Annotated in this window: 12 protein-coding genes; 7 read left to right on the top strand and 5 right to left on the bottom strand. The window is 57.0% G+C overall.

The window, feature by feature from the left end:
* The first annotated feature begins 31 nt into the window (after nt 1–31).
* The 6 genes from aroB to trpS all read left to right on the top strand — a co-directional run bounded on the left by aroB (nt 32) and on the right by trpS (nt 5,562).
* Nucleotides 32–1,120: a 3-dehydroquinate synthase gene (gene aroB, locus AAF463_RS17985; RefSeq protein ID WP_101762667.1), complete on the top strand. Its 1,089-nt coding sequence runs from the start codon at nt 32–34 to the stop codon at nt 1,118–1,120.
* Nucleotides 1,121–1,184: 64 nt separating this feature from the next.
* Nucleotides 1,185–2,222 carry an SPOR domain-containing protein gene (locus AAF463_RS17980; protein WP_350261219.1) on the top strand — a complete coding sequence of 346 codons (1,038 nt, stop codon included), beginning with the start codon at nt 1,185–1,187 and terminating at the stop codon, nt 2,220–2,222.
* 97 nt (nt 2,223–2,319) lie between these two features.
* Nucleotides 2,320–3,132 carry an adenine-specific DNA-methyltransferase gene (dam, locus tag AAF463_RS17975; RefSeq protein ID WP_101762665.1) on the top strand — a complete coding sequence of 271 codons (813 nt, stop codon included), beginning with the start codon at nt 2,320–2,322 and terminating at the stop codon, nt 3,130–3,132.
* A gap of 65 nt (nt 3,133–3,197) precedes the next feature.
* Nucleotides 3,198–3,881: a ribulose-phosphate 3-epimerase gene (rpe, locus tag AAF463_RS17970; protein WP_101762664.1), complete on the top strand. Its 684-nt coding sequence runs from the start codon at nt 3,198–3,200 to the stop codon at nt 3,879–3,881.
* Nucleotides 3,865–4,542 (top strand): phosphoglycolate phosphatase, encoded by a 678-nt coding sequence (locus AAF463_RS17965; protein WP_192414849.1) that lies wholly within the window; start codon nt 3,865–3,867, stop codon nt 4,540–4,542. Before rpe ends, AAF463_RS17965 begins: the two co-directional genes overlap by 17 nt.
* Before the next feature lie 15 nt (nt 4,543–4,557).
* On the top strand, nt 4,558–5,562 hold the full coding sequence (trpS, locus tag AAF463_RS17960; protein WP_101762662.1) for a tryptophan--tRNA ligase: 1,005 nt from the start codon (nt 4,558–4,560) through the stop codon (nt 5,560–5,562).
* A 49-nt stretch (nt 5,563–5,611) separates the two neighbouring features.
* On the opposite strand, the gene AAF463_RS17955 is transcribed toward trpS, so the two are convergent.
* The 5 genes from AAF463_RS17955 to nirB form a co-directional block, all read right to left on the bottom strand.
* A complete protein-coding gene (locus AAF463_RS17955; protein WP_350261218.1) occupies nt 5,612–6,058 on the bottom strand; it encodes a hypothetical protein in 447 nt (148 codons plus the stop codon).
* 75 nt (nt 6,059–6,133) lie between these two features.
* Nucleotides 6,134–7,498, bottom strand: coding sequence for a siroheme synthase CysG (gene cysG, locus AAF463_RS17950; protein ID WP_350261217.1), 1,365 nt, complete (start codon nt 7,496–7,498; stop codon nt 6,134–6,136).
* 44 nt (nt 7,499–7,542) lie between these two features.
* Nucleotides 7,543–8,346, bottom strand: a complete 804-nt coding sequence (gene nirC, locus AAF463_RS17945) for a nitrite transporter NirC (RefSeq protein ID WP_350261216.1) — start codon at nt 8,344–8,346, stop codon at nt 7,543–7,545.
* 30 nt (nt 8,347–8,376) lie between these two features.
* The gene (gene nirD, locus AAF463_RS17940) at nt 8,377–8,703 is read right to left on the bottom strand and encodes a nitrite reductase small subunit NirD (protein ID WP_101762658.1); all 327 of its coding nucleotides are present in this window, start codon (nt 8,701–8,703) and stop codon (nt 8,377–8,379) included.
* Complete coding sequence (gene nirB / locus AAF463_RS17935) at nt 8,700–11,240, bottom strand: nitrite reductase large subunit NirB (RefSeq protein ID WP_350261215.1); 2,541 nt, start codon at nt 11,238–11,240, stop codon at nt 8,700–8,702. The genes nirD and nirB overlap by 4 nt, the downstream gene beginning before the upstream one ends.
* A gap of 286 nt (nt 11,241–11,526) precedes the next feature.
* On the opposite strand from nirB, the gene AAF463_RS17930 reads away from it, so the two are divergent.
* Entirely contained in the window at nt 11,527–12,810 is a 1,284-nt protein-coding gene (locus AAF463_RS17930; protein WP_277974172.1) for a cytosine deaminase, read from the top strand.
* Nucleotides 12,811–12,830: the final 20 nt, after the last annotated feature.

Here is a 12,830-nt window from a genome sequence, read left to right as displayed (position 1 = left end):
CCTGAGGGCTCAGCAATAGGTATCGGTCATCATGGAGAAGATCACTGTCTCACTCGGGGATCGCAGTTACCCCATCACCATCGCTGCCGGACTGTTTAACGATCCGGCTTCTTTTTGGCCGCTCAAAGCAGGCGACAATGCCATGCTGGTGACAAACCAGACCCTGGCGCCGATCTACCTTGAACCCCTGTCAGCGCTGCTCAGCAATGCCGGCATTAAGGTAGATCAGGTCATTTTGCCTGATGGTGAGCAGTACAAAACCCTGGCGGTCATGGACGAGGTGTTCACCGCGCTGCTGAAAAAGCCGCACGGTCGTGATACCACGTTGATTGCACTTGGTGGTGGCGTGATTGGTGACTTGACCGGATTTGCTGCAGCCAGCTATCAGCGTGGCGTGCGCTTTATTCAGGTGCCGACCACGTTGTTGTCTCAGGTTGACTCCTCCGTCGGTGGAAAAACCGCGGTAAACCATCCACTCGGCAAAAACATGATTGGGGCGTTTTATCAGCCCGCGTCTGTCGTAGTGGATACTCATTGCCTGGCCACTCTGCCACCGCGCGAATTAGCGTCCGGTCTGGCGGAAGTGATCAAATACGGCATTATCCTTGATGGCGAATTCTTCCAGTGGCTAGAGCAAAATCTTGATGCTCTGCTGGCGCTGGATGAAAAAGCCCTGGCTTACTGCATCCGTCGTTGCTGCGAGCTTAAAGCCGAAGTGGTTGCGGCTGATGAGCGCGAAACCGGCGTACGTGCACTGCTCAATCTGGGCCATACTTTTGGTCATGCGATTGAGGCGCACATGGGCTACGGCAACTGGCTGCACGGCGAAGCGGTGTCGGCTGGCATGGTGATGGCCGCACGTACCGCTGAACGTTTAGGGCAGTTCACCTCGGTTGAAACCGATCGCATTATCGCGCTGCTGCTGCGTGCTGGTTTGCCTGTACATGGCCCGGCGAGCATGGCGGCGGAAGATTATTTGCCACACATGATGCGCGATAAGAAAGTGCTGGCGGGCGAGCTGCGTCTGGTGCTGCCTCTCGCTATTGGCCGCTCCGAAGTGCGTGGCGGTGTGGCTCATGATATGGTGCTGGCAGCAATTAACGATTGCCAGAAACCCTGATTATTAGAAGTGATGAGTGGTGATGCGGCGTGTGGGAAGCGCGTCGTTTTACGGAGGAGGCTAAATGGATGAGTTCAAACCGGAAGACGAGTTAAAACCTGACGCCAGTGACCGCCGTCCGACGCGGCCACGCAAATCGTCTTCTGCGCCGAAAGTGAAAGTACCGGTTTCCCGTCAACATATGATGATGGGCATTGGTATTTTGGTTCTGCTGTTGGTGGTGCTGGGGATTGGTTCAGCATTAACCGGCCCAGATGAGAAGAAACCCGCAACCAATACTGCAAATAATGGCGCGGCACCTTCTGCCGGTGGCAGCGAAAAGAACATCGACCTTTCGGGATCGACGTCCATGAGCGGCCAGCAAAACGCCACGCCTTCTGCTGAAGGCAGCGTAGCGCAAAACACCGCGGGCACAACTGCACCAGCGGGCAGCGATGGTCAAGCCATCTCGATGCCATCAGTCTCCTCGACGCCGACGCAAGCTGCGCCTGTGGATACGCCAGCTAATCAACAACGTGTCACGCTGCCTGGCGATCTCAATAGTGCGCTGAACAATCAGCAAGGTTCTGTCGATGCCGCAGCACAAGGCGCGCAGGGTAATAGCTCGCTGCCAACCGCGCCAGCCACAGTCAGCGGCAACGGTAAAGCGATCACGCCGCCAGCCATGCGTTCAGAAACCCCCGCGCGCACCAGCAACAACGGTACACGCGAGACGCACGCGTCGACGCCGCATAAAACACCGACCGCCACTAAATCAGCACCTGTGAAAGAGAACAACACCCGCACCACCGCGACGCGTAATCCCGCGCCTGCCAGTGCGAGCGGTGCCAGCAAATCGTTGCCGTCGGGCGGAAACTATACGCTGCAGTTGAGCGGTGCGTCGAAAGAAGAGAGCCTGAACGCCTGGGCGAGAAAACAGAACCTGAGCGGTTATCACGTGTATAAAACCACGCGTAACGGCGAACCTTGGTATGTGTTGGTGAGCGGCGCTTACGCCACGCCAGCCGATGCGAAACGCGCCGTGGCATCGCTGCCAGCGGCAGTGCGTGCGGCCAATCCGTGGGTAAAACCGCTTAGCCAGGTGAAGAAAGAAAGCCAGTAATGAGATGTGGGGCCGCAAAAATGCGGCCCCGTTTAAAGCGCAGAGCTGCTGTCGGTTCCACCACAGCCAATAATTAAGATGTAATAACCACGACAGCATGAAAAAAAATCGCGCTTTCCTGAAATGGGCCGGAGGGAAATACCCGCTCCTCGATGACATCCGTCGTCATTTGCCACAAGGTGATTGTCTAATCGAACCCTTTGTCGGCGCCGGTTCCGTGTTCCTCAACACCGACTATGACCGCTATCACCTGGCGGACATCAACGGTGATCTCATCAATCTGTATAACATCGTCAAAACGCGTACCGCGGCTTTCATTGAAGACGCGCGCCAGCTTTTCAACGCTGAAGGCAACACGGCAGAAACCTACTACGCGCAGCGCATCGCCTTTAATGCGAGCAAAGATGAATATCAGCGCGCGGTGCTGTTTCTGTATCTCAATCGACACGGTTATAACGGTCTGTGCCGCTACAATTTGCGCGGTGAGTTTAACGTGCCTTTTGGCCGGTATCGCAAGCCGTACTTCCCGGAAGCGGAGCTGCTCTGGTTTGCCGAACGGGCGCAAAAAGCGACCTTTGTCTGTGAATCGTACGATGTTACTCTGAACAACGCCGTTGAAGGCTCAGTGGTTTATTGCGATCCGCCGTATGCCCCGCTTTCGGCGACAGCGAATTTTACCGCTTACCACACCAACAGTTTTAGTCTGCGCGAGCAGCAGCATCTGGCTGAGTTAGCCAATAAGCTTTCGCAGCAAAATCGCATCCCGGTACTGATTTCAAACCACGATACGGTCCTCACGCGTGAGTGGTATCAGAATGCGGATTTACACATAGTCAAAGCCCGGCGTTCCATCAGCCGAAGCATAAGTGGTCGCACGCAAGTCGACGAACTGCTAGCGCTTTTCCGCTAGCCTGTTTCGTCCGCGACCAAGGCATTACGCCAGCTCAGGCTGGCGCACAAAATTGGGAGAATCGGATGAAACAATTTTTACTGGCCCCATCAATTCTGGCTGCTGACTTCGCGCGTTTGGGTGAAGACACGGCCAAAGCGCTGGCGGCAGGTGGTGATGTGGTCCATTTCGATGTGATGGATAACCACTACGTTCCCAATCTGACGATGGGGCCGATGGTGCTTAAAGCGCTGCGCGATTACGGCATCACTGCACCTATTGATGTGCATCTGATGGTTAAACCTGTGGATGCATTGATCCCGGAATTCGCTAAAGCGGGCGCCACCTTCATCACTTTCCACCCGGAAGCCAGCGAGCATGTTGATCGCACGCTGCAGCTGATCAAAGAGCATGGTTGCAAAGCCGGTCTGGTGTTCAACCCTGCGACGCCGCTCCACTACCTCGATTATGTAATGGATAAGCTGGACATCATTCTGCTGATGTCGGTGAACCCAGGCTTTGGCGGTCAATCCTTCATTCCCGGTACGCTCGACAAACTGCGTCAGGCGCGTCGCCTGATTGATGAGAGTGGCTACAACATTCGTCTGGAAGTGGATGGCGGCGTGAAAATCGATAACATCGGCCAGATTGCTGCCGCCGGTGCCGATATGTTTGTTGCCGGTTCCGCGATCTTCGGTCATCCGGATTACAAAAAAGTGATCGATGAGATGCGTGGCGAACTGGAGAAAGTCAATGGCTCATTTCACTGATATCCGCGCGCTGGCGTTTGACCTCGACGGTACGCTGGTCGATAGCGCGCCGGGCCTGTCGCAAGCCATCGATCATGCGCTGAGCGATCTGCAGCTGCCGCCGCCGGGTTTGGCATTGGCTTCTACCTGGATTGGTAACGGCGCTGACGTGATGATGACCCGCGCGCTGACCTGGGCGCTGGGACGCGAGCCGCATGCCGAAGAGCAACGCGATGCGCGTGCGCTGTTTGACAAATATTACGCGCAAACGGTAGAAGCGGGCAGTACGCTGTTCCCGCAGGTAGTAGAGACGCTGGCGGCCTTGCAGGCGAAAGGCCTGCCGTTGGCGATCGTCACCAACAAGCCAACGCCATTTGTGGCGCCGCTGCTGAAGTCGCTCGGGATTGCTGAGTACTTCACGCAGATTATCGGCGGTGACGACGTAATTGTGAAAAAGCCCCATCCGGCGGCCATTTTCCTCGTCCTTGGCCATTTTGGCGTGCTTCCGGGACAATTGCTGTTTGTCGGCGATTCTCGCAATGATATTCTCGCGGCCCAGGCGGCAGGCGTACCGAACATCGGTATGACATTCGGCTACAACTACGGCGAGCCGATTGCTACCAGCCAACCCGATTTAACTCTCGACTCTTTTGACGAACTTTTGCCCGCTATCGGGCTGTGATTATCAGGACATAACATGAGCAAACCCATCGTTTTCAGCGGCGCCCAGCCTTCCGGTGAACTGACCATTGGCAACTATATGGGTGCGCTGCGTCAGTGGGTGCAGATGCAGGATGATTTTCACTGCATTTACTGCATCGTCGATCTGCACGCCATCACCGTACGTCAGGATCCAACCGCGCTGCGTAAAGCCACGCTGGATACCTTAGCGCTCTATCTTGCCTGCGGCATCGACCCGGCGAAGAGCACCATCTTTGTTCAGTCGCACGTGCCAGAGCATGCGCAGCTGAGCTGGGTGCTGAACTGCTACGCCTATTTTGGCGAGCTGAGCCGCATGACGCAGTTCAAAGATAAATCCGCGCGCTACTCGGAAAACATCACCGCAGGCCTGTTTGATTATCCGGTGCTGATGGCGGCCGATATCCTGCTCTATCAAACCAATCAGGTGCCGGTTGGCGAAGATCAGAAGCAGCATCTGGAGCTGAGCCGCGATATCGCCCAGCGTTTCAATGCGCTGTACGGCGATGTGTTCAAAGTGCCTGAACCGTTCATTCCGAAATCGGGTGCACGCGTGATGTCGCTGCTTGAGCCGACCAAAAAAATGTCCAAGTCAGACGACAACCGTAACAACGTGATTGGTCTGCTGGAAGACACCAAAGCGGTGGTGAAGAAGATCAAACGTGCGGTGACCGACTCCGCCGAGCCGCCAGTGGTACGTTACGACGTCAAAGAGAAAGCCGGTGTATCAAACCTGCTGGATATTCTTGCGGGCGTGACCGGTAAAACCATTGCGCAGCTGGAGCAAGAGTTCGAAGGCAAAATGTACGGCCATCTGAAAGGTGAAGTGGCTGAAGCGGTTTCCGGTATGTTGACCGAGCTGCAGGAGCGCTATCATCGTTTCCGTAACGATGAAGAGTTGCTGAATCAGGTGATGCGCGATGGCGCAGCAAAAGCCCGCGCTCATGCGCAGGAAACGCTGAAGAAAGTGTATGAAGCGGTAGGTTTTGTCGCACAGCCGTAAGCGGTTTGCGGAATAGAACAGAACGGCGGGTCATTTGACCCGCCGTTTTTTATTTGATGCGATGTAACGCCAGTTCCGCGCCATCCCAGAACAGGCGGGCGTTACCGTCAGCCAGCACGCTGATCACCGCGCCCGGCGCAGGTCCCCACGCCTGGTTGCCACAACTCACATTGAAACCGTAACGGAAGGTGAAATCACGATCCTGCCCCGCGCCATTGGCGGCGCTCAGGCGCGGTTTAGCGTTGCAGTTATCGACGGAAGGATTGATGCTGCGTTCAGCAGTGCCGCGCGTCCAGGTGATCGCATTCGGCTTAAACGCCACGCGTGCGCCCATAAACTGCGGATCATTCTTGATATACAGCTGACCGACTTCCTTCTTAGGCGTTACCGCCACCACCTGCCATTCACCCACCACGTTCGACCAGGTAACCGGTGCGGCGGTAGCAAGCGCGCTTAACGGCAATAACAACGCGCAAACCCGTGAAGCAACGCGCATGGAAACTCCTTATTGACGAGAAAGATGGCCCATAGTCTGGCGACAAAGCGCAGCGCTGTACAGTTTTTTGCCGTTTCAAAACCAGCGTAACTGAGAACGCAGTTCCACCACGCGACCAACAATAATCAGAGCCGGACTGGCAAACTGCTGCGCCAGCGTGGCCAGTTCCGCCAGCGTTGCGGTCTCAACGCGCTGCTGCGGCGTGGTGCCATTCTGCACGATCGCCACCGGCATGGCAGCATCCATGCCGTGTTGCAACAGCTGCTGCTGAATTTCCGGCGCCTGCGCCAGCCCCATATAGAACACCAGCGTTTGCTGTTCAGCCGCCAGCTTGCGCCACTCAATTTCACCATGCTGCTGCAAATGGCCGGTGACGAAACGCACGCTCTGCGCGTGGTCGCGATGCGTCAGCGGAATACCGCTGTAAGCAGAACAGCCCGAGGCGGCGGTGATGCCCGGCACCACGCTATACGGGATGTTGTGCTGCGCCAGCAGTTCCAGCTCTTCACCGCCGCGGCCAAAGATAAAGGGATCGCCACCTTTTAGTCGCACCACCCGCTTGCCGCTCTGCGCCTGCTCAAGTAAAACCTGGTTGATCTGCGATTGCGGTACGCAGTGATTGCCGGCTTGTTTGCCGACAAAGATGCGCTCCGCATCGCGGCGGACCAGATTAAGAATCGGCGCCGAGACCAGGCGGTCATACACCACCACATCGGCCTGCTGGATGTGCTGCAAACCTTTCAGCGTCAGCAGCCCCGCATCGCCCGGCCCGGCGCCTACCAGCACCACTTCGCCTTGCTGCGACAGCGGCGCATCGAACAAGGTCTCGACGATGTGCTCGGCGCGTGGTCGATCACCATTCGCCAGGGTTTGCGCCAGACGATCGCTCACGAAGAAGCGCTCCCAGAAAGCGCGCCGCTGCGCCATGCTGTTAAAGCTACGCTTCACACGATTGCGCAACGATCCGGCTAAGGACGCTAACTCACCCAGATGTTGTGGCAGCATCGCTTCAAGTTTTTCACGCAGCAAACGCGCCAGCACCGGCGCGCGACCGCCAGATGACACGGCGATCATCAGCGGCGAACGGTCGACAATCGACGGCATAATCGCGCTGGCTTCCTGCGGCGCATCCACCAGATTGCAAAAGATGCGCCGCCGCTCAGCCGCATCGCCAACCTGCTGATTCACCGCATCATCATCGGTGGCGGCAATCACCAGCCAACAATCCGCGAGCCAGCGCTCGTCAAACGCGCCGGGGAGTAAGGTCAATTTTCCCTGTTGTGCCCACTGCTGAAAAGCGGGAGAGAAATCCAGCGCGCCAACCTGCAAATTGGCACCGGCGTCCAGCAGCAAACGCGCTTTGCGTTCTGCTACATCGCCACCGCCCACCAGCAAACAGCGCTTGCCTTGCAGGCGGCAAAACAGCGGAAAGTAGTCCATAGCTCATCCTGAAAAAAGCCCGCGCAAGGCGGGCTGAAAAAGTGTTATGCGGTTTTGAGCGGCGCGGCTTGCGCTTCGGCCTGCGGGCGCTGCGCCTGCGGTGTGGCGTACCAGTAACCGAGGCCCATCAGCACCATGCCGGAGAACATATTGCCCAGCGTCACCCACAGCAGGTTGTGGCCGATGCCGCTCATTGTGAAGTCGGCATTATGCTGACCAAACCACGACAGCGCAAAGACCGTCATGTTGGCAATCGAGTGTTCGTAGCCGGAAGCGATAAACGCCAGCAAACACCACCAGATGGCGATGAACTTCGCCGTGCCTTCGGTACGCACCGCCATCCAAATCGCCAGGCAGACCAGCCAGTTACAGAGCGCGCCTTTAAAGAACAGCGCCATGGCTGGCTGCGTGGTTTTTGCCAGCGCCGCGCTGTGCAGCAGCGATCCGGCATTTGGCAGCAGCGGACCCGCCGCATAGTAATAAATCAGCGCGACGAATACTGAACCGACAAGATTACCCAGCCAGGTTTGCGGCAGCACGCACCACATCTGGCCTTGCTTGATGCTGCCGGCTTTGACGCCGATGGTCAGGAACATGGTGTGGCCGGTGAACAACTCGGAACCAGCGATGATCACCAGCGTTAAAGCGATACCGAAAGTCGCGCCCATCAGCAGCGGACGATAAGCCGGATCGACCAGATTGCCGAGCGTGAAGATCAGGATAATCGCCAGGCCAACGTAAGCGCCCGCCATCGCCGAGCTGATCCAGAAGGCCAGCGGGCTGTGCTGCGCCGTACGCACAATGCGCGCCGCGTTGGCGGCGCATTTATTCAGGGTGTCAGTAAACATAGTGACGTCTCATAAAGTGAAGGAATGCTGTCAGGCGCAGATCTCGACCTTGCCATCGCGAACGCGCACCGGATAGCTCGCCACCGAGCGCGCTTCGTCTTCCAGACACAAGCCATCGCTCAGGCGGAAGCGCTGTTTCTTCAGTGGACTCGCCACCCACAGCGCCTGCTGGTGCTCCGCAATCAGACCGCGTGACAACACGCTGGCTTGGGCGAAAGGATCGATATTGCTCAAGGCGTAGAGTTGCTCATCGTCGTGCGGACGGAAGAGGGCAATCTGCTGGCCTTTGATCAGCGCACATACGCCGGTCGCAGGCAGAATTTGGCTGAGTTCACACACCGAATGCCACTGGCTCATGCGTCGATCTCCTCAATCAGAGTGACCGCAATGCGCTCGGCGGGTTGCGCCGGACGATGCTGATCGCGTTGGTTGATGTGCTGTACCAGCGGATCGCGGCGATCGCTGTTGATGAAAGTGCGGAAGTGACGCTGCTGCTGCGGATCCTGCAGCGTCGCGGTCCATTCACATTCCACTGCCGCGCGCAGACGCGCCAGCTCCGTTTCAAGCTGCGTATTCAGACCGAGTTTGTCATCAATAATCACGCTGCGTAGATAGTCAATGCCGCCTTCCATGCTTTCCAGCCACAGCGAGGTGCGCTGCAGGCGATCGCCGGTGCGGATGTAGAACATCATGAAGCGGTCGAGATAGTGCAGCAGCGTATCGCGATCAAGATCGGCAGCCAGTAAATCGGCGTGACGTGGCTTCATGCCGCCATTGCCGCACACATACAGGTTCCAGCCTTTCTCGGTGGCGATGATACCCACGTCTTTGCCCTGCGCTTCGGCGCATTCGCGCGTGCAGCCGGAGACGCCAAACTTCATCTTGTGCGGGGTACGAATGCCTTTGTAGCGATGCTCCAGCTCAATGCCGAAGCCGAGACTATCGCCTACGCCAAAGCGGCACCAGACGCTGCCGACGCAGGTTTTCGCCATGCGCAGCGCTTTGGCATACGCTTGTCCGGTTTCAAAACCGGCATCAATCAGCTGCGTCCAGATCGCCGGCAGATCATCGCGCTGCGCACCAAACAGGCCAATACGCTGCGAGCCAGTGATTTTGGTGTAGAGATTGTACTGGCGCGCCACGGCGCCAATCGCCATCAATCCTTCCGGCGTGATTTCGCCTCCTGCCGAGCGCGGGATCACCGAGTAAGTACCGTCTTTCTGAATATTGCCGAGGAACAGATCGTTGCTGTCCTGCAGCGGTGCGAGCTGTGGCTTCAGCACATATTCGTTCCAGCAGGAAGCCAGCAGTGAACCAACCGTCGGTTTACACACCTCGCAGCCGTAGCCCTGACCATATTTCGCCAGCAGCGCGTCGAACGATGTGATCTCTTCCACGCGAATCAGGTGATACAGTTCCTGACGCGAATAGGGGAAGTGCGCGCACAAATGATTGTTCACTTCGATGCCCTGACGGCTCAATTCAGCGTTCAGCACCTGAGTAATCAACGGAATACAGCCGCCGCAGCCGGTGCCGGCGCGGGTTTCGGTTTTCAGCGCTGCGACGGTGTGGCAACCGCCTTGCACCGCTTTGACGATATCGCCTTTGCTGACGTCGAAGCAGGAACAGATTTGCGCGCTGTCCGGCAGCGCATCAGCCCCCATTACCGGCTTCTCGCCGCTGCCCGCAGGCAGGATCAGCAACGCCGGATTTTCCGGTAGCGCGATGTTATTCAGCGCCAGCTGCAGCAGATTGCCGTAATCGCTGGTGTCACCGACCAGCACCGCGCCCAGCAGCGTGCGGTTATCTTCGCTGACGATCAGGCGCTTATAGATATTTTTCTGCTCATCAAGCCACACGAAGCTGCGTGCGCCTGGCGTGCGGCCATGCGCATCACCAATGCCACCGACATCAACGCCCAGCAGTTTCAGCTTGGCGCTCATATCTGCTCCGGCAAACGCGTTGTCGCGGCCAACCAGCCGATCGCTGGCGACCTGCGCCATTTTGTAGCCCGGCGCGACTAAGCCATAAATACGGTTCTGCCAGGCGGCACACTCACCAATGGCGAAGATGTCCGCATCGCTGGTCTGGCAATGATCGTCAATGGCGATACCGCCGCGCGCGCCCAGCTGCAGGCCGCACTGTTTGGCCAACTTGTCTTGCGGGCGAATGCCGGTGGAGAAGACGATGAAATCGACATCCAGCGCGCTGCCGTCAGCAAACTCCAGCGTTTTACCGCCTTGCGCGTGATGGACGATCTGCTGGGTGTTTTTGCCGGTGTGAACGCGCACGCCCATCTGCTCGATCTTGCGACGCAGCTGCTCGCCGCCTTGCGGATCGAGCTGTTCCGCCATCAGCACCGGCGCGAACTCAATGACGTGGGTTTCGACGCCGAGGTTTTTCAGCGCGCCTGCCGCTTCCAGTCCCAACAGGCCGCCGCCAATTACCGCGCCGCGTTTGCTGCGGCGTGAACAGGCTTCAATGGCGTTGAGATCTTCAATGGTGCGATAGACATAGCAATCACTGCCTTCCGCGCCGGTAATCGGCGGAATCCACGGATAAGAGCCGGTGGCAAAAATCAGCGTGTCGTAATGCACCGCGCGACCGTTATTCGAGTGAATCAGTTTTTCGTCACGGTTAATGGTGATAGCACGTTCGCCGAGCAGCAGCTTTACCTGATGCTTTTCGTAATACCCTTCGCGAACCAGTGAGAGTTCTTCGGCGGTGTGATGGGAAAAATAGGCGGAAAGGTGGACGCGGTCATAGGCGACGCGAGGTTCTTCACAGAAAACGGTTATCGCAAACTGATTAGATTCATCTTTGTCGATAAGTTCTTCTATAAAGCGGTGGCCGACCATGCCGTTGCCAATAATAACGACACTGTGCTTGCTCATGCTTGCCTCAAAAATTGCGGTATCTGCGCCTACCTTAGCGCGGCGCTTTTGGAACTTATTGATATACATCAAGCGCACCCTTATATACCTATTTCGAGTTATGTAACTGATTTTGAACGAATTAGTTAAGTGGCTTATTTGGTTGATAATTACCTAATCATTTCTTCGCCGCACATTCCGTAGCGGCACGATTCATCGCGCAATAAATTGCACCGCTACGGAATGTGCCCGCGGTGACAGGGTTTTTCATGCTAGCTTTAGGTTTTGTGTTTTACAGGAGTACGGCATGGCCAACCCGTCACTGAAGTGGATCAACAACCTGCGCTTAGCGGGCCAGCAAGGCTTGTGGCAGATCGAAATCGCCAACGGCAAGATTGCGCAGATTCGCCCGCAGCCGCCGCAAACTGCAGCCCAGCCTGACGCGCTGGATGCGGAGGGCGGACTGGCGAGCGCGCCGTTTATCGAGCCGCATATTCACCTCGATACCACGCAAACCGCTGGCGAACCCGCCTGGAACCAATCCGGCACGCTGTTTGAAGGCATCGAGCGCTGGGCGGAGCGCAAAGCGCTACTGAGCCATGACGATGTGAAACAGCGCGCGCAGCAAACCCTGAAGTGGCAAATCGCCAACGGGATTCAGCATGTGCGGACTCACGTCGATGTTTCCGATCCCACGCTGACCGCGTTAACAGCGATGCTGGAGGTGAAAGCGGAAATGGCGCCGTGGATCGACATCCAGATTGTGGCGTTTCCGCAGGAAGGGATTCTCTCTTATCCGAACGGCGAAGCGTTGCTGGAAGAGGCGCTGCGCATGGGCGCGGATGTGGTAGGCGCGATTCCGCACTACGAATTCACCCGCGAATACGGCGTGGAGTCGCTGCATAAAACCTTTGCGCTGGCTAATCGCTACGATCGGCTGGTGGATGTGCACTGCGACGAGATCGACGATGAGCAGTCGCGCTTTGTCGAAACCGTGGCGGCGCTGGCACACCGCGATGGCAACGGCGAGCGCGTCACCGCCAGCCACACCACGGCGATGCACTCCTACAACAATGCCTACACGTCGCGGCTGTTCCGTCTGCTTAAGCTCTCGAATATCAACTTTGTCGCCAATCCGCTGGTGAATATCCATCTGCAAGGGCGCTTTGATAGCTATCCGAAACGTCGCGGCATCACGCGGGTGAAAGAGCTTATGGAAGCAAATATCAACGTCTGCTTTGGCCACGATGATGTGTTCGATCCCTGGTATCCGCTCGGCACCGCCAGCATGCTGCAGGTGCTGCACATGGGATTGCATGTCTGTCAGCTGATGGGTTACGAGCAGATTGATAATGGATTGCAGCTGATTACCGCCAACAGCGCCAAAACCCTGCAGCTGACGAATTACGGTATTGAAGCAGGTAATGATGCCAGTCTGATTATCCTGCCGGCGGAGAGTGGATTTGATGCGGTGCGGCGTCAGGTGCCGGTACGTTATTCAGTACGTAAAGGTGTATTGGTCGCTGCGACGCAGCCCGCCAGCAGCGAGATCTATTTAGCGGGAAAAGAAGCGGTAACCTTCAAACGCTGAAGAGCAGGGCGGACCGCGGT

The sequence above is a fragment of the Pantoea sp. BJ2 genome, from assembly GCF_040255075.1.
GTDB lineage: Bacteria > Pseudomonadota > Gammaproteobacteria > Enterobacterales > Enterobacteriaceae > Pantoea > Pantoea leporis.
The sequence above is the reverse complement of the archived record's forward strand: the minus strand, read 5'-3'. Positions and strand labels throughout refer to the sequence as shown.